We start from the raw sequence: 23,041 nt of genomic DNA, 5'->3' as shown, positions 1-23,041 counted from the left end.
CCGGTGACGGTGCCGGTCGAACCGATATCGATGTCCGACGGCTCACATCTCGCGCCACCCACCCGCGCCCGTGGCATCGCGCACGCCCGGGATTCGGCCGTGGGCCGTCGGCGCTGTGGAGGACTCGACACGACCCCCCGAGGGGTGGCGTCAGACCGCCCGGTCGGGTGCGTTCGGGCAGGTGGAACCGGGTGGATAGACTCCGACTATGCGTCTAGGTCGAGTTGCCAGTCCGGATGGAGTCGCTTTCGTCAGCATCGAGGGTGACGGTGGTGACAGCATCGCCAAGGAGATCGCCGAACACCCCTTCGGCACCCCGACGTTCACCGGGCGCAGCTGGCCGCTGGCCGATGTGCGCCTGCTCGCGCCGATCCTGGCCAGCAAGGTGATCTGCATCGGCAAGAACTACGCCGCACACGCCGCCGAAATGGGCGGCACCGCGCCCGCCGATCCGGTCATCTTCATGAAGCCGAGCACCGCCATCGTCGGGCCCAATGCGCCGATCATCCTGCCGCCCAGCTCCTCTCAGGTCGACTACGAGGGCGAACTCGCCATCGTCATCGGCCGCCCCTGCAAGGATGTGCCCGCCGCCCGCGCGCACGATGTGATCCTCGGCTATACCGTCGCCAACGATGTCACCGCACGTGACCAACAGCGCCACGACGGCCAATGGACCCGCGCCAAGGGCTACGACAGCTTCTGCCCGCTCGGCCCGTGGATCGAAACCCAGCTCGACCCCGCGGATCTGGAGATCGTCACCGAACTCGACGGTGAGGTGCGTCAACGCAGCCGCACTTCGCTTCTGCTGCACGATATTCCGAAGCTCATCGAATGGGTGACCACCGTGATGACCCTGCTGCCGGGCGATGTCATCCTCACCGGCACCCCGGAGGGCGTCGGCCCGATGGTCGCGGGGCAGAACGTCGCCGTCACCGTGTCGGGCATCGGTACGCTCACCAATCCTGTTGCCGCCAAACGCTGATCGAAAGAGAGCCATGACTGAAGTACGGGTCCGTTTCTGCCCGTCACCCACCGGTACGCCGCATGTCGGCCTGATCCGGACGGCGCTGTTCAACTGGGCATACGCCCGCCACCACGGTGGCAGCTTCGTCTTCCGCATCGAAGACACCGACGCCGCACGCGATTCCGAGGAGTCCTACCGCGCGATCATCGACGCGCTGCGCTGGCTCGGACTGACCTGGGACGAGGGCCCCGAGGTCGGCGGTCCCTACGAGCCCTACCGGCAGTCCCAGCGCCGCGATCTGCACCTGGACGTGGTGCGGCGGCTGGTGGAAGCCGGTGAGGCCTATGAGTCCTTCTCCACGCCGGACGAAGTCGAGGCGCGCCACCTCGCCGCGGGCCGCGATCCCAAACTCGGCTACGACAACTACGACCGCGACCTGACCGCCGAACAGATCGAGGCCTACCGCGCCGAGGGCCGTGCCCCCGTGATCCGGTTGCGCATGCCCGACGCCGACCTCACCTGGAACGACCTGGTGCGCGGGGAAACCACCTTCAAGGCCGGTACCGTCCCCGACTTCGCGCTGACCCGCGGCACCGGAGCCCCGCTCTACACGCTGGTCAACCCCGTCGACGACGCGATGATGCGCATCACCCATGTGCTGCGCGGCGAAGACCTGCTCTCCTCGACCCCGCGTCAGCTCGCGCTCTACGCCGCGCTCCAGCGCATCGGCGTCGCGGAATTCACCCCGGAGTTCGGTCATCTGCCATTCGTGATGGGGCCGGGAAACAAGAAGCTGTCCAAACGTGATCCCGAGTCGGACCTGTTCGCCCACCGGGACCGCGGTTTCATCCCCGAGGGTTTGCTGAATTACCTGGCGTTACTCGGTTGGGGTATCGCCGACGACCGCGACGTCTTCTCCATGGCGGAGATGGTCGCGGCCTTCGACATTTCGACAGTGAATTCGAATCCGGCCCGTTTCGACCAGAAGAAGGCCGACGCGCTCAACGCCGAGCACATCCGTTTGCTGGAGGTGGGCGATTTCACCCACCGTTTGCGTGAGTACCTCACCGAACACGGACATATCGGCGCCGAAATCGACGAGAAGATGTTTGCCGCCGCCGCCGAACTCGTGCAGACCAGGATTGTCGTCCTGGCCGACGCCTGGGATCTGCTGCGTTTCCTGTTCGTCTCCGACGAACAGTTCTCGATCGACCCCGCCGCGGCCGCGAAGAATCTCGGCGCCGACGCCGCGCCGGTATTGGATGCCGCCATTGCCACGCTGGACTCGCTGACGGTCTGGAGCACCCCCGCTATCGAAGAGGCGCTGAAAACTGCGCTGATCGACGATATGGGGCTCAAACCGCGCAAGGCGTTCGCGCCGGTGCGGGTCGCGGTGACCGGCTCACATATCAGCCCGCCGCTCTACGAATCGCTCGAACTGCTCGGCCGCGACCGCACCATGACCCGGTTGCGCGCGGCGCTCGCGCACACCTCGGCCAGCTGATCGCGATAGTGGGCGGCTGCCTCGGAACAGCCGCCCACTGCCCGAAAACAGGGCTTTGACCAGGCGATTTGTAGTTTACCGCCGGTCGTTTGGTACTCTTCTTCTCGGCCGGAACACGGCCTCGGAGTCACCCAGACGCGAGGCCGAATGCGCTGGTCATTGGGGTATGGTGTAATTGGCAACACAGCTGATTCTGGTTCAGCCATTCTAGGTTCGAGTCCTGGTACCCCAGCGGAGAAAGCTCCGGCTTCGACTCATGCCCGAACGGGCCCGAGGAGAAACCCTCTCGCGACGGCGAGCAGGTTCGCCGGACTCTCATCCAGGCGATTTGGTCGCCGAGCTTCGGCCGGTTAAGCTTGCCGAGCCTGATCGAGAGATCAGACCGATCGAAAGATCACCGGATACACCTCAGCCAGAGGTTGATCCAAGTCCTGGCCCCGTCGTCTAGCGGCCTAGGACGCCGCCCTCTCAAGGCGGTAGCGCGGGTTCGAATCCCGTCGGGGCTACGCAGATGGAAGGCTCATGCTCACGGAGCGTGAGCCTTTTCTGCTTCGCATTGTTTTTGGGGGTGCAACCCCCAAACCCCGCCCGGAGGGCTTTGCCCCCGGACCCCCGCCCGGAGGCTTCGCCCCGGGGTCGCTGGGTGTGCGTTGTGTGGCGATGTCGCCTCGGGGGGGTGTTGGTTGTGCGGTGCGATCGATGTACTCGGGGCTTGCTGACGCCTATGGCTGCGACTGTCTACGGAAGTGTGACTGGTTGCAGCGGTTCGAGTGCCACGGTCGAATGCTCCGGCTGTGTGCCGGGTCGTGTCTTATGACGTGTGGTTCGTACCTTGATGAATCGTTCTCGGGCTGGGTGGTTGTCGGCCTGGGCTGGTTTCTGTGCCCAGGCCGACTGGTGTGCCTCTCTAGCCGCTCTTGCGGCGGAACTCCCGCTTGTGGCTGGCATTGGCGTGAGGGCCGGTTGCCTTGGAGCGGCCGTCCAGGTGGTCGGCCGAGCGGGCGTGGTGCTCGTTCTTGCGTTCCAGTGCCTCCCGGAATTTGCGCTTCACTTCATCCGCGCTGTCATGGGAACCACTCGATTCCGGCATGGTCTGCTCCTTGTGGTCGGGCCGAGACCACACCGGCGAACGGGGTGGACGGCGGCCGAAACGTGTCGAACAAAGTCGACGCTAGCCCGCCGGACAGGTCCTGTCAGGTGGAATACGGTCGCCGAGACCGGATCGGGCACAGGCGAGCATCAATCGTCGAGGGCGTTGGCGGTGGTGCCGCCCAGCGGCATCGCGGGCATACCCAGCTTGCGGTGATCCCAGCTGCGGATACGATCGGCCACCACCCGCACCGCCACCCGCTTGTTCAGCATGGTCTCCACGAACGGGCGCATCTCCTCGCTGTACGGGCCCGTATAGCGCTCCCAGACGCTCACGCCGACGGCGAAGAGCTGCTCCGGGTCATCGATGATCTCCGCACGACCCTCGATCGACACACCGCGCAATGTGTCATAGGTCTGGCCCGACTCCACCATGCACGTCACCCGCGGATCGCGGCGCATGTTCACGGCCTTCTGTGATTTGGCCTTGGTCTCGAACCACAGCTCGGGCCTGCCGTCGGGACCGTCGATCAGCGCGTACCACATGGCGGTCAGATGCGGCGCCCCGCTCGCACCGAGGGTGGCCAGCGTGGCCACCCGACTGCGCACCAGGAAATCGGTGATCTCGGTGTCGGACATGACGATCTGCGACCGTTGGTTGACTCCCATGGGGCAACTGTAGTGAGGGCGGGTGCCCTCGGGTAGGGCAAACGTGCCGGACGGTCGGTCAGCGGCCGTGGGACGGGGATTCAGAGCCGCTTGTGCAATGCGTCGGCCGCGGCCACCAGATCCGCCGCCCACCGCGCACCCGGCCTGCGGCCCATGCGATCGATCGGCCCGGACACCGACACCGCGGCCACCACCGCACCACCCGGATCCCGGACCGGAGCCGAAACACTCGCCACACCACTGGCCCGTTCCGCCGCACTCTGCGCCCAACCGCGCTTGCGCACCTCGGCGAGCGCGCGTTCGCCGTAGACGGCGTCGGCCAGAATCGCGCGCTGCAATTCGGGATCGGCCCAGGCGACCAAGACCTTGGCGGCCGAACCGGCGGTGAGCGGCAGCCGCGCACCGATCGGGACGGTATCGCGCAGCCCGGCGGGCGGCTCCAGGGCGAGGACGCAGACGCGCGCGTGACCGTCGCGGCAGTACAACTGGACGCTCTCGCCGGTGATCTCGCGCAGCCGGGGCAGAATGGCCGAGGCGGCATCGTGCAGCGGATCGCTCGCCCCGGAGGCCAGCTCCGCCAGTGCGGGACCGGCGCGCCAGGAACCGTTGTTGTCCCTGCTCAGCAGCCGATGCACCTCCAGGCCGACGGCCAGCCGATGCGCGGTGGCGCGGGGCAGGCCGGTGCGTTCGCACAGTTCGTTGAGGCCGCACGGTTGTTCGGCGACCGCATACAACACGGCCACCGCTTTGTCCAGGACGCCGATACCGCTATGCTGTCTCATAGAACGATATTAGCGTCTCGCATGCTGAGATTCCTAGCCGCCGGTTCCAGGTACCGGGAGTGCGTGGTCACGGGATCGCCGAATGCGAGGTCCCCCTCATGTCGCGCATCCGGTGCCGACAGCCCAGAGCGGCACACCGGATGCCAGCCCGAAAGGTGTTCGATACATGCCACGCACGCTGGCCGAGAAGGTATGGGAGCAGCACGTCGTTGCCCGAGGTGAGGGTGAAGGCGCCGCGCGGGAACCCGATCTGATCTACATCGATCTGCACCTGGTGCACGAAGTCACCAGCCCGCAGGCATTCGACGGACTGCGCGCCGCCGGACGGCCGGTGCGCCGCACCGACCTCACCATCGCCACCGAGGACCACAACGTCCCGACGATCGATATCGATAAACCCATTGCCGATCCGGTCTCGCGCACCCAGGTGGAAACGCTGCGGCGTAATTGCGAGGAATTCGGGGTACGCCTGCACCCGATGGGCGATCTCGATCAGGGCATCGTGCACGTGGTCGGCCCGCAGCTGGGCCTGACCCAGCCGGGAATGACGGTGGTGTGCGGCGACAGCCATACCTCCACCCACGGTGCGTTCGGCGCGCTGGCCATGGGAATCGGCACCAGCGAGGTCGAACACGTGCTGGCCACGCAGACATTGTCGCTGCGTCCGTTCAAGACGATGGCCATCACCGTCGACGGCACGCTGGCCCCCGGCGTCACGAGCAAGGACCTGATCCTGGCCGTGATCGCCCAGATCGGCACCGGCGGCGGCCAGGGCTATGTGCTGGAGTACCGCGGCGAAGCCATTCGGAAGCTGTCGATGGAAGCGCGGATGACCATCTGCAACATGTCCATCGAGGCGGGCGCACGGGCGGGCATGATCGCCCCGGACGAGACGACCTATGAATTCCTCAAAGGTCGTCCGCACGCGCCGCAGGGGGCCGACTGGGACGCCGCAGTGGCCGCCTGGGAGGCGCTGAAGACCGATGAGGGCGCGGTTTTCGACGCCGAGGTGCATATCGACGCCGATCAGTTGACCCCGTTCGTCACCTGGGGCACCAACCCCGGTCAGGGCGCGCCGCTGGGCGATCGGGTCCCCGATCCCGCCCAGATCGCCGATGACACCGCGCGCGAGTCCGCGGAGAAGGCGCTGCGATACATGGATCTGGCGCCGGGTACACCGCTGCGCGAGGTCGCGATCGACACCGTATTCGTCGGATCCTGCACCAACGGCCGGATCGAGGATTTGCGCGCGGTGGCCGATGTTTTGAAGGGCCGCCGGGTCGCCGACGGTGTCCGAATGATGGTCGTACCGGGTTCTATGCGGGTGCGGGCGCAGGCGGAAAAGGAAGGACTCGGCGAGATTTTCACCGCCGCCGGTGCGGAATGGCGCCAGGCCGGATGTTCGATGTGCCTGGGAATGAATCCCGATCAGCTCGCGCCGGGTCAGCGTTGCGCGTCCACCTCGAATCGAAACTTCGAAGGCAGACAGGGCAAGGGCGGTCGGACCCATCTGGTGTCGCCGCTGGTAGCGGCCGCCACCGCGGTGCGCGGAACGCTGTCCTCGCCTGCGGATCTGGACTGACCCGCGAGTAAGTCGCCCCCGTCGAAGCCGAATCAGACTCAGGAGAATCAGATGCAAGCCTTCACCGTGCACAAGGGGATCGGGGTTCCACTGCGCCGATCCAATGTCGATACCGATCAGATCATCCCGGCGGTCTATCTGAAGCGCGTCAGCCGAACCGGATTCGAGGACGGGCTCTTCGCGGCCTGGCGCACCGATCCCGACTTCATTTTGAACACCGAACCCTTCAATCAGGGCAGTGTGCTGGTGGCCGGTCCGGATTTCGGTACCGGATCCTCGCGTGAGCACGCGGTGTGGGCGCTGTCGGACTACGGCTTTCGAGTGGTCATCTCCTCGCGTTTCGCCGACATCTTCCGCGGCAATGCCGGTAAGGGCGGTCTGCTGGCCGCGCAGATGTCACAGAACGATGTCGAAATGCTCTGGAAGTTGCTCGAGGAACAGCCCGGACTGGAATTGGTGGTCGACCTCGAAGCGCGCACTGTGACGGCAGGAACCATCGTGTTGCCGTTCGATATTGATGACTACACCAGGTGGCGTCTGCTGGAAGGTTTGGACGACATCGGGCTGACTCTGCGGCGCGGCGAGCAGATCGACGAGTTCGAAAAGGTAAGGCCAAGTTGGAAACCCACAACCCTTCCGGCGCATATTTCGCAGACGTAATCACCTGTGTCGGTTAGCTGGGCTTAGACCGGGGCGGTAGCTGTACGTGTGCTAAACCACATGAATTTTGGCGTGGCACATAGACTCTTGCTCAAAGTGGGTTTACCGTGGTACCTAGTCGGTCCGACGACGGGCCATTAGTCTGCGGAGGATTCAATGAACAAGGCGGAACTGATCGACGTTCTGACCGAAAAGTTGGGTACTGACAGGCGCACGGCCACCGCGGCAGTCGAGCATGTGGTCGACACCATCGTGCGCGCGGTGCACAAAGGTCAAAGCGTCACCATCACCGGATTCGGAGTATTCGAACAGCGTAAGCGCGCGGCTCGCGTCGCGCGGAACCCGCGTACCGGCGAAACCGTCAAGGTCAAGCCCACTTCGGTGCCCGCGTTCCGTCCCGGCGCCCAGTTCAAGGCCGTCATTGCCGGTAAGCAAAAGCTCGCCGCCACCGGCCCCGCGGTCAAACGCGGTGTGAATGCGCCGGTGGCGGCCAAGAAAGCGGCCGCGAAGAAGACGGCGGCCAAACGCACCGCCGCCAAGAAGGCCACAGCCACCAAGGCGCCCGCCAAGACAACGGCACGTAAGGCAGCGACCAAGGCTCCGGCCAAGACCACCGCGCGCAAGACGACCGCCACCAAGGCGGCCGCGAAGAAGGCGCCCGCCAAGAAGACGACGGCGGCGGCCAAGAAGACCGTCGCGAAGAAGACCACGGTCGCGAAGAAGACCGCCACCAAGGCGGCAGCCAAGAAGGCCCCCGCCAAGAAGACCACGGCGGCCGCCAAGAAGACCACCGCCAAGAAGACCGCGGCGAAGAAGGCTCCGGCCCGTCGCTCGCGCTGATCCGGCGTCAGGCGCGTAACCCAGCCCGTCGCGCGCGGATGCCCGGCACAAGGGTGGATCACCTCCACCCGCGATACCGAACGTGAAACGGCCCCGGGAGATCCCCGGGGCCGTTCGCCGTACGGCGGCGGGTCTCACTCGGTGGCGGCGGGCCCCACATCGATCGACAACGAACGATCCAGATGATCGGCGGCCACCATTCGTCCCGCGACGAACGACACCACCCACACACTGCCCTTGCGATTGCGCGCGGGCGGCAGCGTCACACCGTCACGGTCGGCCCACCACCGCATCAGATCGGGGATCACCTCGCCCTGACTGCACAGCACCCGCACCGCGGTCTCGGAGACCAGGGCACGGGCACGCTCACGCGCCTGGTCCGTGGCCGCGGCATAACCGGATTCCGACAGCAGCGGCTCGAGGACGATCTCCACGCCCAATTCCTCGGCGAGCGGGGTCACCGTCTGCACACAGCGCACCGGATCGGCGGAATGGATCTGCGCCGCGCCGAATGCGCGCAGATTCGGTACGAGGGCCGCCGATTGCCTGCGTCCGGCACGTTCGAGCGGGCGTTGATCGTCCGGGCCGTGGAAACGGTCGCGGCGCCCGGCTTTCGCATGCCGGACCACCAATAGCGTGCTGGTTGCCGCGGGCAAGCGGGTGAATGCGCGCACGACCTGCCGATCCATCGGATACGACAGTTCGTCCATCACCCGATCCAGCCGCAGCCAGATCAACTCGTCGACCTCGGAATTGGCGGCGAACCCACCGTCGATCACCTCGGCGGCCCAGTAATAGACGCGCTTGAGCTTGCGGTGCCCCGGCACCGGATAGGTGACGTGGCCGAGATAGCGTCCGAGCTTGCAGCGCAGGCCCGTCTCCTCGGCGACCTCACGGACCGCGGCGAGCACCGGGGTCTCACCGGGATCCAATTTGCCCTTGGGCAGCGACCAATCCTCGTATTTGGGGCGGTGGATCACGGCGATCTCGATCGCACCGGAACCATCCGGGGCGTACCGCCACACCACCGCGCCCGCGGCGTGGATATTGGCCTGCATCCGGGAATCCCGGAACACTCCACCGCTGGTGGCGAAACCGGTCGTCGCGCTCACTGCTGATCCGGCCGACGCAATCGCATCAGATACGCCTGGTGGTCGCGCACCTGCGCGCCGTCCTCGGTGCCGGCGCGTTCGGGCCAGGCCTGCCAGCTGCCGTCCGGTTGCAGCACCCAGCACCGGGTCATCGGGTCGAGCGCGGAATCGAAAACCGAACCGAGCTGTTCGCGCAGCTTCGGATCCTTCACCTGGGCCATGACTTCCACCCGGCGGTCCAGATTACGGTGCATCATATCGGCGCTACCGATCCAGTACTCGTCCTGCGCCTGGAAATGCATGATCCGGGAATGCTCGAGGAAACGGCCGAGAATGGAACGCACCTCGATGTTGTCGCTCATCCCCGGCACACCGGGCCGCAATCCGCAGATACCGCGCACCACGACCTGCACCGGCACCCCTGCCTGCGACGCTCGATACAGCGCGTCGATGACCTGTTCGTCGACGATCGCATTGGCCTTCAGTCGGATTCGTCCCGGCTGTCCGTTCTGCGCCAACTCGATCTCACGCTGGATTCGCTCGATGATTCCGGCGCGCACCCCGGTCGGCGCGACGAGGATATTGCGGTAGTCGGACTTGCGGGAATAGCCGGTGAGCGAGTTGAACAGATCGGTCAGATCGGCGCCGATTTCCGGTGCGGCGGTGAGTAATCCGACGTCCTCGTAGAGTCGCGCGGTCTTCGGGTTGTAGTTGCCGGTGCCGATATGGCAGTAGCGGCGGATGGTCGCGCCCTCACGCCGCACCACCAGGCAGGTCTTGCAGTGGGTTTTGAGGCCGATCAGGCCGTACACGACGTGCACGCCCGCCTGCTCCAGCGTTCTGGCCCATTTGATGTTGGCCTGCTCGTCGAAACGCGCCTTGATCTCCACCAGTGCGACGACCTGCTTACCCGCCTCGGCCGCATCGATGAGCGCGTTGACGATCGGCGAATCACCGGAGGTGCGGTACAGGGTCTGCTTGATCGCCAGCACCTGCGGGTCGGCGGCGGCCTGTTCGATGAACCGCTGCACGCTGGTGGAGAACGAATCATAGGGATGGTGCACCAGCACATCGCCTTCGCGCAGCGCGGCGAAGACATTGCGCGGGGTCTCGCGTTCGCCGAACGCGGGCGGGGTGGCCGGAACGTACGGCGCGTCCTTGAGGCCCGGCCGGTCGACGCCGTACACCTGCCACAGGCACGACAGGTCGAGCAGACCCGGCACCTGGATCACATCGCCCGGATCCACTTCCAGCTCGCGCAGCAGCAGTTCGAGCATGTGCTCGGTCATATCGTCGGAGACCTCGAGCCGCACGGGCGAACCGAACCGGCGCCGGGCGAGTTCGCGTTCGAGCGCCTGGAGCAGATCCTCGTCGCGGTCCTCGTCGACCTCGAAATCGGCATTGCGGGTGATGCGGAAGGAATGGTGTTCGACCACCGCCATCCCCGGAAACAGTTGATCGAGATGGGCGGCGATGAGCGCCTCCATCGGCAGGAACGCCGCGACCGCGCCGGAACCGGAATCGGTGCGCCGCACCCGCACGAACCGGTCGACATTGTCGGGGACCTTGACGCGGGCGAAATGCTCGCCGCCGGTGGTCGCGTCCTGCACGGTCACCGCGAGGTTGAGGCTGAGACCGCTGATGTAGGGGAACGGATGCGCCGGATCCACCGCGAGCGGGGTGAGGACGGGGAAGACCTGATCCTGGAAATGCGCCGAGAGCCGCCTGCGTTCGGACTCGTCGAGATCGGCCCAGTCGATGATGGCGATGCCTTCGGCGGTGAGCGCGGGAAGAACGTCGTCGAGGAAGACCCTGGCATGCCGGTCGGCGATCTCCTGGGCCCTGGCGGCGATCAGCTCGAGCTGTTCGCTGGGGGAGCGGCCGTCGGCCGAGCGCACCGAAAGACCGGTCTCGGCACGGCGTTTGAGGCCCGCGACCCGGACCATATAGAACTCGTCGAGGTTGGAGGCGAAGATCGCCAGGAATTTGGCGCGCTCCAGCAACGGCAGCGAGGCGTCTTCGGCGAGGGCCAGCACCCTGGCGTTGAAGTCGAGCCAGCTCAATTCACGATTGAGGTAGCGATCGGCTGGCAAACGCTGCGCTGTCGAGCCGGGCTGCAAAGGTGCCGCCGCGGGCGGTGGGGTGGGAAGCACCTGCTGCTGCTTGACGGTTTCCGTATCGCTCACGCCAACGATCATCCCTCACAAACCAGGCGGTGTGCAGCCCGACACCGGGATTGCCACGGGAATCACCCCGGGCGTGGCGACCGGCTAGCACACATGCGGTACCGGCTCGTGAACACGGCCCTGCCAGCCGATGTCACACAGCACCGCGCGGGTCGCGGCGCCGGTGCCGAGCGCGATCGCGCGATCGAGATCGGCGGCGGTGTCGACGTCCAGGCGCAGCCCCGGCCAGTCGCCGTCGAGCCGCACCGCACCGGCGGCGATATGCCGGCGCGCCGAGTCGGGACCGAATCGCGGGTCCAGCGCGTGGGTCGCGGCGCGAGCCAGCAGCGCGGCCGTACCGCGACCCGCGTGATCGACCACGACCGACCGGGCGTCGGCCGGTGCCGTGGCGAGCATCTCGGCGAGTTCGGCCGAGCGTAGCGCGGGCAGATCCGCCTGCAAGGCCAGCAGATCGGCCGGACCGTGCCGCTGCCGCAGCCCGTCCGCGGCGGCGCGCAGGGCGGCGTTGAGGCCGTCGGGGTCACCGGGTTCGCCCGGATCCACGATCGGTTCGGGGTGCACCGCGGCGCCGAGTCGAACCGCGACCTCGGCGACCTCCTGATCCGGGGTGACAACGGTGACCGAGACGATCTGCGGCACCGCCGAGGCGGCCCGCACGGTGTCGGTGAGCATGGCCAGCACCAGGCGCGCACGCGCACGCGGCGGCAGTCGATCGGCCAGGCGGGACTTGGCTCGGTCGAGACTCTTCACCGCGATCACGGCGTGCACGGTGTGCGAACGCATGGCACCGATCTTTCCATGGCATATTGGGCTGATGGCGAGGGTGGCAGTGCTTGGCGCGGGATCGTGGGGAACCGCGTTCGCGAAGGTGTTGGCGGATGCGGGATCGGAGGTCACCATCTGGGCGCGGCGGCCCGAGGTGGCCGCGGCACTGAACACCCAGCATCGCAACCCCGACTATCTACCCGGCATACAGCTGCCGCCGGTGTCGGGCACCGACGATTTCCGGGTCGCACTCGACGGCGCCGAACTGATCGTGCTTGCCGTGCCGTCGCAGTCGCTGCGCGCCAACCTCGAGGTGTTCACACCCGCCATCGGGCCGGATGCCACACTGCTGAGCCTGGCCAAGGGCATCGAGACCGGGACACTGCTGCGGATGAGCCAGGTGATCTCCGAGGTCACCGGCGCCGATCCCGGCCGGGTCGCCGTGCTGTCCGGGCCGAACCTGGCCAAGGAGATCGCCGCCGGTCAGCCCGCGGCGACCGTGGTGGCCTGTACCGACGCCGACCGGGCGGTGGCCGTCCAGCAGGCCTGCGCCACCGGATACTTCCGGCCCTACACCAATACCGACGTCATCGGCTGTGAGATCGGCGGCGCCTGTAAGAACGTCATCGCCCTCGCCTGCGGGATCGCCGCCGGAATGGGATTGGGCGACAACTCCATCGCCAGCCTGATCACCCGTGGCCTGGCCGAGATCATCCGGCTCGGCGTCGCGCTCGGTGCGGAACCGGCCACCCTCGCCGGGCTGGCCGGCGTCGGCGATCTGGTGGCAACCTGCGCCTCACCGCTCTCGCGTAACCGGTCCTTCGGCGCGGTACTCGGCACCGGCGGATCCATGCAGGCCGCGCAGGACGCGACTCATGGCCAGGTCGCGGAGGGTGTGAAGTCGTGCACATCGGTGCGGGCGCTGGCCGCCGCGCACGATGTGGAGATGCCGCTGACCAACGCCGTGCACCAGGTCTGTCATGAAGGAATGCCGGTGCCGGAGGCCGTGGGCAAATTGCTCGGGCGGCGGATCAAACCGGAATAGTCCGACGCGTGTACCCGGTCCGGTAACGGGTACCGTTCCGTGCATGACGAACCGGATCAGGGTGGCTGTTGTGTTCGGCGGGCGCAGCAACGAGCACGCCGTCTCGTGTGTGTCGGCCGGTGCCGTCCTGCGCAACCTCGATCCGCAGCGTTATGAAGCTGTCCCGATCGGCATCACCCCCACCGGCACCTGGGTGCTCGGCGGCGCCGATATGTCCGCACTGGCCTTCGGTGAGCACAGCCTGCCCGCGGTGGACGGCACCGGCACCGAACTGCTGCTCGCCACCGATCCGAGCCGGTCCGGCGACCTCATTGCGCTCGACGATCCCGGCGCCGCGCTCGGAGCGGTGGATGTGGTGTTCCCGGTGCTGCACGGCCCTTTCGGTGAGGACGGCACGGTGCAGGGCATGCTCGAGTTGGCCGGCATCCCGTACGTCGGTCCGGGTGTGCTGGCCAGTGCGGCCGGTATGGACAAAGAATTCACCAAGAAACTTCTGGCGGCCGAAGGTCTGCCGATCGGAACGCAGGTGGTACTTCGCCCGCGCGAGGCCACGGTGAGCGAGGCCGACCGGGAACGGCTCGGGCTGCCGGTGTTCGTCAAACCCGCGCGCGGCGGATCTTCGATCGGCATCACGAAAGTCACCGCGTGGGCCGATCTGGACGCGGCGATCGCGACCGCGCGCGCCCATGATCCGAAGGTGATCGTGGAAGCGGGCATCATCGGACGCGAAGTCGAATGCGGTGTGCTGGAATTCCCCGACGGCCGCGTCGAGGCCAGCGTGGTGGCCGAGATCCGGATGCCGGAGGTCGACACCACCGCGCCCGAGTTCTACGACTTCGAGACCAAATATCTCGACGACGTCTGCGAATTCGACGTCCCGGCCAAGCTCGACGATGCCGTCAGCGACGAGATCCGGGCCCTGGCTGTGCGCGCCTTCGGTGCGCTCGACTGCCAGGGACTGGCCCGCGTCGACTTCTTCGTCACCGCCGACGGACCGGTGATCAACGAGATCAACACCATGCCGGGGTTCACCGCCATCTCGATGTATCCGCGCATGTGGGAAGCCACCGGAATCGACTACCGAGAATTGGTGTCCACCCTGATCGAGACGGCATCGGCTCGGGGCACCGGGCTGCGCTGAACCGCCCGCGCTCGACTCGCTGAATCGGTCCGGGCTCGGGTCAGTTGGGCAGCGGCCCCGGATCCAACGGCTGTGCGGGCAGATTCGCGGTGATCGTATCGGAGACCGCTTGCAGCGGCGTCGGACCGGAGCCGCCGGGCACGGTCAGCGCGATGTAGGTGCCGCGATCCACGGCGAACCAGGTGCTGGCATCGGCATCGGGATCGGGGATCTCGAACCACTGCACCTCGTTGACCATCTGAATGGGGGAGGCGCGGTTGAACTCCAGCGGCCGATCCAGGCCGCAGCGGAGCACGATCGGCTCACCGCCTTCGGGTCGCTGCCAGGCGCGGGTGGCCGGGGGCGCGGGTTCGACCAGCGTCGACTTGGTGAAATCACCCAGATCGGCGGGCAGCGCGGGTAACAGCGTCGTGCAGGCCGCGCTGTCGTGGGCGGGTGCCGGGACCGAGCCGAGGATCAGGGGCTCGCGGTCGACGGGCATATTGCGCGCCATGATCGCAGCGACAAGAACCGCGATCACCAGGGCCACCGGGAGGGCGACGGCGGTCGCTATCAATGCGGGCGGATAGCCGGAGGACGTCTCATCGGGGCCGGGTGCGGTGTCGTCGGCCGCGGGGTCGGTGTTGTCATTCGCTGGTTCGGCGTTGTCGTCTGTGGTCTCGGTGCCGGTCTCTGAGCGCGGCGCCTTCGGGGGCTCGGTGTCGGCCTTCGAGCGAGGCTCCTTTGCTGCCTCGGTGTCGGTATCCGAACGCGCTGCCTCCACCGCCTCGTCTCCGGTCGGCGCTCCTACGTGGCCCGCGGGTTGGTCGGCATCGGCCGCGGTACCCGATTCGCCGGTGTGCTCGGGTGAATCGTGGTCCGGCGTGCTCGCCATGCGCACCGATCCTTCCTTGTTCTCCACTGCCGTCGTCCGGTCGTGCCGTGGTGTGCCTGGCGGCGTGCTCCTGCCCGCCGCGGGTACCGGGCGGTAACCCGATGGTCCGTGCACAGGGTACCGTCGGGGCGAATCCGGCTCGGCAGCGCGCCCGCGCCGGACCGTACGGGTCGCGATCTCGGAAAGGGCCGGTCATCAGCAGCAGCACGCCGCCGCGCACAGTGGGCGAACTCGGGGAGTTCGCCCTGATCGAACGCATCAACACCGGGCGAAGCCAGGCGCCCGCGGTCCTGCTCGGTCCCGGCGACGATGCCGCGGTACTGTCCGCGCCCCGCGGCCGATTCGTGGTGACCACCGACATGCTGGTGCAGGACCGGCATTTCCGGCTCGACTGGTCGAGCCCCTATGACATCGGACGCAAGGCCATCGCGCAGAACGCCGCCGACGTCGTCGCCATGGGCGCCGTGCCGACCGCGTTCGTCGTCGCGCTCGGCTGCCCGGCGCAGACACCGGTGACCTCGGTGGACGCACTGGCCGACGGTATGTGGGACGAGGCCGCGGTCAGCGGCGGTTCGATCGCGGGCGGTGATCTGGTGCGTGACACCCATCTGGTCGTGTCGGTCACCGCGTTCGGCGATCCGCTCGGCCCGGAACCGATCCTGCGCAGCGGCGCCGGACCCGGCGACATGATCGCGGTGGCCGGGCGGCTCGGTTGGTCGGCGGCGGGACTGGCCGCATTGACCGCGGATGCGGGCGATCGCGCCGAGTACGCCGAAATCATTGCCGCGCACCGGGTTCCCCGGCCCCCGTACCGGGCGGTGCTCGATGCGGTGAGCGCGGGCGCGGTCCCGAACGCGCTCACCGATGTCTCCGATGGTCTGCTCGCCGATCTCGGTCACCTGGCCACGGCCTCGCAGGTCGCGATCGATCTCGACTCGGCCGCACTGGCCGACGCCGACCTCACCGCCTTCGCCGCCGCACTGGATGCCGATGCGGCCCAATGGGTTCTGACCGGTGGGGAGGATCATGCCTTCGCCGCGGCCTGGCCCGCTGACGCCGAGTTGCCGCCCGGCTGGGTCGGCATCGGGGTGGTCGGCGCTGGTCAGGGCGTCACCGTCGATGGTGTGCGCCCGGCGGGACGCGGAGGTTGGGAATCGTTCGCCGGGGCGGACTCGGCGCAACGGCCGCGATCACGATAGGTTGTCCGGTCATGGGCGCGAAACCACTGTCGGACGTCGTGGATCCGGGTTGGGCGAAAGCATTGGAACCGGTGACGGATCAGATCACCGCGATGGGCGAATTCCTGCGCGCGGAGAACGCGGCCGGACGCGGCTACCTGCCCGCGGGGGAGAACGTGCTGCGCGCCTTTCAGCGTCCGTTCGACGCGGTGCGGGTGCTCATCGTCGGCCAGGACCCCTACCCCACCCCCGGACATCCGATGGGACTGAGCTTCTCGGTGGCCCCCGATGTGTCACCGGTGCCGCGCAGCCTGGCGAACATCTTCGCCGAGTACAGCAAGGATCTCGGTCATCCCACACCGTCCTGCGGTGATCTGAGCCCGTGGTCGGACCAGGGTGTCCTGCTGTTGAACCGCGTGCTGACGGTATCGCCGGGCCAGCCCGCTTCGCACCGCGGCAAGGGGTGGGAAGCGGTCACCGATCAGGCCATCCGCGCGCTCGTCGCGCGAGACGAGCCGCTGGTGGCGATCCTGTGGGGCCGCGACGCCCAGACCCTGAAGCAGGCACTGACGGAGGCGGAGGTGCCCTATATCGAATCCGCACACCCCTCGCCGCTCTCGGCGTCGCGCGGATTCTTCGGTTCCCGCCCGTTCTCGCGGGTGAACGAGCTGCTCGACGAGCTGGGAGCCGAACCGGTCGATTGGCGTCTGCCCTGATCGGGCGCCGATGAACACACAAGTGAGGAGCTAGAGACATGCAGACCAGAACCGTCCGCGGCATTGTGCGCGGCACCACTGCCACGCTGGCCGTGTGCGCCGCGATCGCAGGCGGCGCGGCGAGCGCGGGTGCGGCGCCGTTGGCGCTCGAACCCGCCGCCGAGACCAGCTCCACGCAGGTCGCCGAGGAGTTCACCTCCTCCGGATCGTCCACGATTTCCGCGTCGGTGCACGCGAAGTTCGCCTGCGTGCTCTTCACCGGAACGTTGGGCTGCTGACACCCGTTCCAGAAAAGTCTGGGGCTCGTTCCGATACCGCCTGGTGACTGTGCGATCCTCAGATCGTGAGTAGTGCGAACAATCTCGTCGATCCCGTCCGACTGCGCTTGCGTGGTTCGGGCGGGATCGAACTCGCTGCCGACCAGTACGGACCCGCCGACGGTCCGCTGGTGCTGTTCCTGCACGGCGGCGGACAGACCCGCCACTCGTGGAAGCAGACCGGCGCCAAACTGGCCGCGACCGGCATGCGGGTCGTCACTCTCGACGCGCGCGGGCACGGCGACAGTCAGTGGTCGGCCGAGCGCGATTACCGGCGCGAAGCCATGGTCGATGATGTGCTCGAGGTGCTCGGGCAGCTCGGCGCTCCGGCCGTGGTGGTCGGGGCGAGCATGGGCGGCATCACCGGGCTGCTCGCCACCGCGGCGCCCGGCGGTGCACAGATCAGCGCGCTGGTGCTGGTCGATATCGTCACCCGTCCCGAACCCGAAGGTGTGCGGCGGGTACTCGATTTTCTCGGCAGGCACCGCGACGGCTTCGACAGCCTCGACGCGGTGGCCGATGCGGTCGCCGAGTACATGCCACACCGCCCCCGCCCGGACAACACCGATGGTCTGCGCCGCAATCTGCGTGAGCGCGACGGTCGCTGGTACTGGCATTGGGATCCGGACATGCTCGCCGACCGCGCCGAGGACCCGTCCGAGATCACCGGCCGGATGGAAGAGGTCGCCCGCGATCTCACCATTCCGGTGCTGCTGGTACGCGGTCTGCAATCGGATGTGGTCAGCGCCGAGGGCGCGGCGGCCTTCAAGGAACTCGTGCCGCACGCGAAGATGGTCGAGATCGGCGGCGCCGCCCACACCGCCGCGGGCGACGACAACGACGCCTTCACCGACGCGGTCGCCGAATTCATCCTCGGACTCGAGGACTGAACGGTTCAGTCGCCGGAGCTGCGCTCGGCCAGCAGCCGGGTCTGTTCCCAATGGACGTCGTAAACCATCTGTAGGAAGTCGAGAATCAGCGCGAGGGCGTCCTCGTCGTAGCGGGTCAATGCCCGCGCGCCCGCTTCGGCGACCGGTCGGAACAGCTCTGCGTCCACCGCTCGCGCCGCGTCGGTGGCGGTGACGAGCACGCGCCTGCGGTTGTCCGGATCCTGTGTGCGGGTGGCGAATCCCGCGCGAACCAGTCGATCGATGACCGTTGTCGTCGCGGCCGGACTCAGCCGTAGCGCCGCGCTCAGTTCACCCGCGGCGCTCGGGCCACGGCCGAGCACGAGGTCGAGGCAGCGCATATCCGTGCGGTTGAGGCCGACGTGCGCGGCCGCCGTCTCGTCGAACGTATCGAAGCTCTGCTGAAGCAGGCGCAACTGCTGAGCGATCGCGCCGATGCTTTCTTGTTTCGACATTCGAATCTTTCTGTTATCGTATATTTCGATCGTAGAAACGATAGCAGAGGGGATACCCGCAATGAACGAGACACTCACCCACGCCGCCGACGACACCGCGATCCGGGCGCTGTTCGAGGAGTTCAAACAGGCCTGGACCGACAATGACGCCGCCGCGTTCGGTGCGTTGTTCACCGAGGATTCCGACTACGTCTCCTACGACGGCACCCGGGCGAGCGGACGGGCCGAACACCAGGACAACCACGACAAACTCTTCCGCGGCGTGCTGGCAGGCTCCGCGCTGGTGGGTGAGGTCGAGTCGATCCGCCACCTCGCTCCCGATGTGGCGATCCTGTACGGCACCGGATCGGTGCTGATGCCGTGGCGTGCGCAGCTTCCCGAGCGCAGACTCTCGCGCCAGACGGTGGTGCTGGTGCGCACGTCGGCGGGCTGGCGGATCAGCGCCATCCACAACGGGCGTGTGCGGCCGGTGACCATCCCGGAGCCGGACGCGTTCCCGTCGAGGATGGCGCAGTTGATGGGCCGGTGGGCCCGGCGGCTCGGATTCGGTCGCGCTCAGGCGAGTCCGCGATAGTCGGGTGCGCGTTTGGCGACGAAGGCGTCGACGCCCTCGCGTCCGGCGGGGGTGCCCGCGGCCGCGGCGATGGCGTCGCGTTCGTCGTCGAGCTGATCGCTCAAGGTGGCCGTGGTCGAGCGGTTCAGCAGGGTCTTGATGCTCGCGTGGGTACTGCGCGGGCCGTTCGCCAGGGCGGTGGCGAGGGCGAGCGCTTCGTCGCGGACGGCGTCATCGTCGACCAGCCGGCTGAGGATGCCGAGTCGGACGGCGTCCTCGGCGCCGAGGACGGCATCGGTGAGCAGGATTTCTCTGGCGCGGCCGGTGCCGACGATGCGGGGCAGTGTCCACGACATGCCGCCGTCCGGGCTGAGGCCGACGCCGGGATAGGCGGGGCGTAGTTTGGTGGACGGGCCGCCGAGGGCGATATCGGTGGCGCAGACCAGGCTCATTCCGGCACCGGCGGCCCAGCCCTGTACACCCGCCACCACCGGGACGGTGGTCGCGTCCAGCGCGCGGACGAACGCGTGCAGCTGATCGGCGAGATCGTAGAGGTGGGCGCAACGATCCTCGGCGGCGGCGAAACCACGGACATTGCCACCGGCGCAGAAATTGGCGCCGGTGCCCGTCAACAGGACGGCCCCCACGGCCGGGTCGAGTGCGCGCAGGGCGGCGGTGCCCGCGGCAATGCCGATGAAGTCCAATGAGGTGCCGTTGGCGGCGGTGGCGATGGTGATCTGCAAGACGCCGTCGACAGTGCTCACGTATTCGGCTTGTTCGGTGGTGGCCATGGCCACGACCCTATCGCGCCCTCCGGACGCACCATTCGGACCTCGGTGACATTGGCGAAGAGTTCGGCGCGGGTGGCGCCGTCGGGAGTGAATCCGTATTTGCGGTAGAAGGCGATCGCGCGCGGATTCTGTTCGAAGACCCAGAGCGAGCACGGGGTTTCGGGGTCGAGGGCGTGCTGGATCAGATCGTCGGCGACGCCGGTGCCATGCCATCGGGCGCGGACGTAGAGGGCGTTGAGTTCGAGATCGGTCACCCTCGGGTGGTAGAGGGCAGGGCCGACGGTGATGAAGCCGATCACGGTGTCGGCTGCGGTGGCCACGATGGTGCGGCCGGGATGGTCGCTCAGTCGGCGGGCCCAGATCTCGGTCCGGTGGTCGATGTCGAAGCCGTCGAGCACATGGTCGGGGACCAGGCCGCGGTAGGCCTCGCGCCAGCACACGATATGGCATTCGGCGAGACCACGGGCATATCCGGCGTCCGCGGGTGCGATGCGGTGGGGACGCGCAGCGGTCATGACCTCATTGTGGCGCGGACTCGGCTCGCCACCGACACGACCGCGCCCCGGTGCACCGAAAAGGTGCCGGGGCGCGGTGGTCTGTATGTATCGGTGATGCGTCGGGCAGATCAGCCGCGAACGACCTTGCCCGCCTTCAGGCAGGAGGTGCAGACGTTCATCCGGCGGGTGTTGCCCGGCGCGACCTGCGCACGCACGGTCTGGATGTTCGGGTTCCAACGACGGTTGGTGCGCCGGTGCGAGTGCGAGACCGACTTCCCGAAGCCGGGGCCCTTGGCGCAGACGTCGCAGACGGCAGCCATAGTCGCGAACTCCTTCATGTCATAGGGGACCGCTGCATCACAACACAGCATGTCCGGAAACAATGTCGTAGCGCCTTGCCGACGGTGATCGGCGAGCGCAAGCCGAAGCGGCCGCGCGAGGCAACCCTGCAAGATTAACCGCCCGCCCCGCGATCCACCAAACCGGTCCCCTCCTGGCCCGGATCGGGTGTGGTGCGCCACGTCGACGTGCGGTCGCCGCGACCGCGGCGATGTCGGTGGATCCGGCTAACCTGGCCAGCAGTGGTGTCGGGTGTCGAGGTGGTGAGAGGAGGAGCCGCGTGCCGGAATCGTGGGAGGTGAGCGGGGCATACGCGGTGCCGAGACCGGATGCGGTCGACGGGACTGCGCTGATGCGGTGGGGCAGGCTCTGCCTCGACGAGCTGACCAACCGGCGCGAGGAGATCAACGCCCTCAACGTCTTCCCGGTCGCCGATTCCGATACCGGCACCAACCTGCTGGCCACCATGCGCGCGGCGGTCTCGTGCGCCGAGGTGGCAGTGCTGTCCGCGCACGGCGGGCCCTTTCCCGGCGGATCGCCGAGCGCGCCGGTGGCACCGGCCGCGCTGGTCGCGGCCGCGATGGCGCGTGGTGCGACCTCGGGCGCGCGCGGCAATTCCGGGATCATCCTGTCGCAGGTGCTGCGGGGCATCGCGGAGGCGACCCACGGCGGTCCGCTGGGCGCGATGTCGTTGCGGGTGGCGCTGGACCGGGCCGCGGTGCTGGTGCGGGAGGCGCTGAGCGTTCCCGTGGAGGGCACCATCCTCACGGTGCTCGAACGCGCGGCGGGTGAGGCCGCGGTCTGCGCCGATTCCGGGCTCGCGGAGGTCGCGCTCGCGGCCGCCGACGGCGCGGCGAAGGCGCTCGGTGAGACCCCGTCGCAGTTGACGGTGCTGCGGGCTGCCGGTGTGGTCGACGCGGGTGCGCGCGGCCTGGTGGTGTTGTTGGACTGCCTGGTCGAGGTGGTGACCGGTGCACGGCCCGCCCGGCCGGTGTATCCGCCCGCGGGTACCGCCTTCGATCCGGCGCCGGTCCTCGCTGCCGCGGCCCCGCCCCGCTACGAGGTGATGTACCGGCTCACCGACTCCGATCCGCACCGGATCGAGACGCTGCGGCATCGCCTCACCGAACTGGGCGATTCGGTGGTCGTCGTCGGTGACGGTGAACGCAGCTGGTCGGCGCATGTCCACTGCGTCGACGCGGGCGCCGCGGTCGAAGCCGGATTGGCGGCGGGGACGCTCGGCGGGGTGCGCGTCGAATCATTCGCCGTGGAGGCCACCGAACCGGATGCGCATCCGGCCGGTGCGGCTGCGGGCGACGGACGCTGCGGAGTCGCGCGGACTGCCGAATCCGGTCGATCGGCCGCGCACGACTCCGGTGCCGCGGGCTCGTCATCCGGCGAGCCGGGCGGGGCGTCGCTCGCCGAGGCCGCCGCGGACCGGGGCATCGTGGCGGTCGCGGCGGGTGAGGGCTCGATCGCGCTGTTCGAGGCCGCGGGCGCGATCGTGATTCCCGGCGAGCCGTTCGTCACCTCGGCGGCCCTGCTCGCCGCCATCCGGCGGATGCCCAACCGCGAGGTGCTGGTGCTGCCCAACGGCGCCCTGGCCGCGCAGGAATTGGTGGCCGTCGGCGTGGCCGCGCGGGAACGGCACCGTGATGTGCTGTTGCTGCCGAGCGGTTCGATGGTGCAGGGGCTGGCCGCGCTCGCGGTGCATGATCGCGGCCGGATCGCGGTGGACGACGCCTTCACCATGTCCGAGGCCGCCGCCGCCACCCGGTGGGGGTCGTTGCGCGCGGCCACCGAGCGCGCGTTGACAATGGTCGGCACCTGCGAACCCGGTGACGGTCTCGGCTTGGTCGGCCACGACGTCATCGTCATCGACGGTGATGTGCGCGCGGCCGGGCAGACACTGCTGGACCGGATGCTCGGCCTCGGTGGTGAACTGGTCACCCTGCTGGTCGGCGCCGCGGCGCCGGAAGGGTTGGCCGAGGAACTGGCCGCGCATATCGCGGAGGATTTTCCCGGGGTGGAGGTCATCGTGTATTCCGGTGGCCAGCATGCCGATCTGATCCAGATCGGAGTCGAATGACGGTGC

24 protein-coding genes and 2 tRNA genes are annotated in these 23,041 nt (G+C 67.9%); 15 read left to right on the top strand and 11 right to left on the bottom strand.

All coding sequences use genetic code 11. From position 1 onward, the window contains the following. The first annotated feature begins 208 nt into the window (after positions 1-208). The 4 genes from QH168_RS16150 to QH168_RS16135 all read left to right on the top strand — a co-directional run bounded on the left by QH168_RS16150 (position 209) and on the right by QH168_RS16135 (position 2,974). Complete coding sequence (locus QH168_RS16150) at positions 209-982, top strand: fumarylacetoacetate hydrolase family protein (RefSeq protein ID WP_280235466.1); 774 nt, start codon at positions 209-211, stop codon at positions 980-982. A gap of 13 nt (positions 983-995) precedes the next feature. Beyond that, positions 996-2,468, top strand: a complete 1,473-nt coding sequence (gene gltX / locus QH168_RS16145) for a glutamate--tRNA ligase (RefSeq protein ID WP_280235465.1) — start codon at positions 996-998, stop codon at positions 2,466-2,468. A gap of 160 nt (positions 2,469-2,628) precedes the next feature. Continuing rightward, a tRNA-Gln gene (locus QH168_RS16140) sits at positions 2,629-2,700 on the top strand. Between the two features lie 201 nt (positions 2,701-2,901). Next, positions 2,902-2,974: transfer RNA gene (locus tag QH168_RS16135), tRNA-Glu, on the top strand. Between the two features lie 401 nt (positions 2,975-3,375). Here the strand turns inward: QH168_RS16135 and QH168_RS16130 are convergent. The 3 genes from QH168_RS16130 to QH168_RS16120 form a co-directional block, all read right to left on the bottom strand. Further along, positions 3,376-3,558, bottom strand: a complete 183-nt coding sequence (locus QH168_RS16130) for a DUF5302 domain-containing protein (RefSeq protein ID WP_280235464.1) — start codon at positions 3,556-3,558, stop codon at positions 3,376-3,378. Positions 3,559-3,707: 149 nt separating this feature from the next. Then, entirely contained in the window at positions 3,708-4,226 is a 519-nt protein-coding gene (locus tag QH168_RS16125; protein WP_280235463.1) for a pyridoxamine 5'-phosphate oxidase family protein, read from the bottom strand. Between the two features lie 80 nt (positions 4,227-4,306). Next, on the bottom strand, positions 4,307-5,008 hold the full coding sequence (locus QH168_RS16120; protein ID WP_280235462.1) for an IclR family transcriptional regulator: 702 nt from the start codon (positions 5,006-5,008) through the stop codon (positions 4,307-4,309). Between the two features lie 166 nt (positions 5,009-5,174). On the opposite strand from QH168_RS16120, the gene leuC reads away from it, so the two are divergent. The 3 genes from leuC (at position 5,175) to QH168_RS16105 (ending at position 8,090) form a co-directional block, all read left to right on the top strand. Further along, positions 5,175-6,590 (top strand): 3-isopropylmalate dehydratase large subunit, encoded by a 1,416-nt coding sequence (gene leuC / locus QH168_RS16115; RefSeq protein ID WP_280235461.1) that lies wholly within the window; start codon positions 5,175-5,177, stop codon positions 6,588-6,590. A 51-nt stretch (positions 6,591-6,641) separates the two neighbouring features. Next, positions 6,642-7,250, top strand: a complete 609-nt coding sequence (gene leuD / locus QH168_RS16110; RefSeq protein ID WP_280235460.1) for a 3-isopropylmalate dehydratase small subunit — start codon at positions 6,642-6,644, stop codon at positions 7,248-7,250. A gap of 156 nt (positions 7,251-7,406) precedes the next feature. Further along, positions 7,407-8,090: an HU family DNA-binding protein gene (locus tag QH168_RS16105; protein ID WP_163827565.1), complete on the top strand. Its 684-nt coding sequence runs from the start codon at positions 7,407-7,409 to the stop codon at positions 8,088-8,090. Positions 8,091-8,224: 134 nt separating this feature from the next. Here QH168_RS16105 and QH168_RS16100 read toward each other — a convergent pair whose 3' ends face one another. The 3 genes from QH168_RS16100 to cofC all read right to left on the bottom strand — a co-directional run bounded on the left by QH168_RS16100 (position 8,225) and on the right by cofC (position 12,150). After that, a complete protein-coding gene (locus QH168_RS16100; RefSeq protein ID WP_280235517.1) occupies positions 8,225-9,148 on the bottom strand; it encodes an NUDIX hydrolase in 924 nt (307 codons plus the stop codon). Between the two features lie 50 nt (positions 9,149-9,198). Beyond that, the gene (locus QH168_RS16095) at positions 9,199-11,379 is read right to left on the bottom strand and encodes an RNA degradosome polyphosphate kinase (RefSeq protein ID WP_280235459.1); all 2,181 of its coding nucleotides are present in this window, start codon (positions 11,377-11,379) and stop codon (positions 9,199-9,201) included. A gap of 72 nt (positions 11,380-11,451) precedes the next feature. Beyond that, the gene (gene cofC, locus QH168_RS16090; RefSeq protein ID WP_280235458.1) at positions 11,452-12,150 is read right to left on the bottom strand and encodes a 2-phospho-L-lactate guanylyltransferase; all 699 of its coding nucleotides are present in this window, start codon (positions 12,148-12,150) and stop codon (positions 11,452-11,454) included. Positions 12,151-12,181: 31 nt separating this feature from the next. On the opposite strand from cofC, the gene QH168_RS16085 reads away from it, so the two are divergent. Both QH168_RS16085 and QH168_RS16080 read left to right on the top strand, forming a co-directional pair. Beyond that, complete coding sequence (locus QH168_RS16085) at positions 12,182-13,177, top strand: NAD(P)H-dependent glycerol-3-phosphate dehydrogenase (protein WP_280235457.1); 996 nt, start codon at positions 12,182-12,184, stop codon at positions 13,175-13,177. Positions 13,178-13,220: 43 nt separating this feature from the next. Continuing rightward, positions 13,221-14,318: a D-alanine--D-alanine ligase family protein gene (locus tag QH168_RS16080; protein WP_280235456.1), complete on the top strand. Its 1,098-nt coding sequence runs from the start codon at positions 13,221-13,223 to the stop codon at positions 14,316-14,318. A 40-nt stretch (positions 14,319-14,358) separates the two neighbouring features. Here QH168_RS16080 and QH168_RS16075 read toward each other — a convergent pair whose 3' ends face one another. Next, a complete protein-coding gene (locus QH168_RS16075; protein ID WP_432421112.1) occupies positions 14,359-15,081 on the bottom strand; it encodes a DUF3515 domain-containing protein in 723 nt (240 codons plus the stop codon). A gap of 212 nt (positions 15,082-15,293) precedes the next feature. Here QH168_RS16075 and QH168_RS16070 point away from each other — a divergent pair, with 212 nt between their 5' ends. The 4 genes from QH168_RS16070 to QH168_RS16055 all read left to right on the top strand — a co-directional run bounded on the left by QH168_RS16070 (position 15,294) and on the right by QH168_RS16055 (position 18,293). Then, positions 15,294-16,391: a thiamine-phosphate kinase gene (locus tag QH168_RS16070; RefSeq protein WP_280235455.1), complete on the top strand. Its 1,098-nt coding sequence runs from the start codon at positions 15,294-15,296 to the stop codon at positions 16,389-16,391. Positions 16,392-16,402: 11 nt separating this feature from the next. Beyond that, on the top strand, positions 16,403-17,086 hold the full coding sequence (locus QH168_RS16065; protein ID WP_280235454.1) for a uracil-DNA glycosylase: 684 nt from the start codon (positions 16,403-16,405) through the stop codon (positions 17,084-17,086). A 38-nt stretch (positions 17,087-17,124) separates the two neighbouring features. Then, positions 17,125-17,364: a hypothetical protein gene (locus QH168_RS16060; protein ID WP_280235453.1), complete on the top strand. Its 240-nt coding sequence runs from the start codon at positions 17,125-17,127 to the stop codon at positions 17,362-17,364. Positions 17,365-17,429: 65 nt separating this feature from the next. Further along, positions 17,430-18,293: an alpha/beta fold hydrolase gene (locus tag QH168_RS16055; protein WP_280235452.1), complete on the top strand. Its 864-nt coding sequence runs from the start codon at positions 17,430-17,432 to the stop codon at positions 18,291-18,293. Positions 18,294-18,298: 5 nt separating this feature from the next. Here QH168_RS16055 and QH168_RS16050 read toward each other — a convergent pair whose 3' ends face one another. Continuing rightward, a complete protein-coding gene (locus QH168_RS16050; protein ID WP_280235451.1) occupies positions 18,299-18,844 on the bottom strand; it encodes a MarR family winged helix-turn-helix transcriptional regulator in 546 nt (181 codons plus the stop codon). Between QH168_RS16050 and QH168_RS16045 the strand changes: the two genes are divergently transcribed. Continuing rightward, complete coding sequence (locus tag QH168_RS16045; RefSeq protein WP_280235450.1) at positions 18,828-19,340, top strand: SgcJ/EcaC family oxidoreductase; 513 nt, start codon at positions 18,828-18,830, stop codon at positions 19,338-19,340. The two genes, QH168_RS16050 and QH168_RS16045, sit on opposite strands and share 17 nt — an antisense overlap. Here the strand turns inward: QH168_RS16045 and QH168_RS16040 are convergent. From QH168_RS16040 to rpmB, 3 genes are all read right to left on the bottom strand, one after another. Further along, positions 19,322-20,110, bottom strand: coding sequence for an enoyl-CoA hydratase/isomerase family protein (locus tag QH168_RS16040; RefSeq protein ID WP_280235449.1), 789 nt, complete (start codon positions 20,108-20,110; stop codon positions 19,322-19,324). The two genes, QH168_RS16045 and QH168_RS16040, sit on opposite strands and share 19 nt — an antisense overlap. Then, positions 20,080-20,625, bottom strand: a complete 546-nt coding sequence (locus tag QH168_RS16035; protein WP_280235448.1) for a GNAT family N-acetyltransferase — start codon at positions 20,623-20,625, stop codon at positions 20,080-20,082. Before QH168_RS16035 ends, QH168_RS16040 begins: the two co-directional genes overlap by 31 nt. A 110-nt stretch (positions 20,626-20,735) precedes the next feature. Further along, positions 20,736-20,927, bottom strand: a complete 192-nt coding sequence (rpmB, locus tag QH168_RS16030; RefSeq protein WP_011210730.1) for a 50S ribosomal protein L28 — start codon at positions 20,925-20,927, stop codon at positions 20,736-20,738. A 371-nt stretch (positions 20,928-21,298) separates the two neighbouring features. Between rpmB and QH168_RS16025 the strand changes: the two genes are divergently transcribed. Beyond that, positions 21,299-23,035, top strand: a complete 1,737-nt coding sequence (locus QH168_RS16025; protein WP_280235516.1) for a DAK2 domain-containing protein — start codon at positions 21,299-21,301, stop codon at positions 23,033-23,035. Positions 23,036-23,041: the final 6 nt, after the last annotated feature.

Source organism: Nocardia cyriacigeorgica (assembly GCF_029868385.1).
Classification (GTDB): domain Bacteria; phylum Actinomycetota; class Actinomycetes; order Mycobacteriales; family Mycobacteriaceae; genus Nocardia; species Nocardia cyriacigeorgica_F.
Note: the sequence above shows the minus strand (reverse complement) of the source record. Positions and strands in the feature narration are given on the sequence as shown.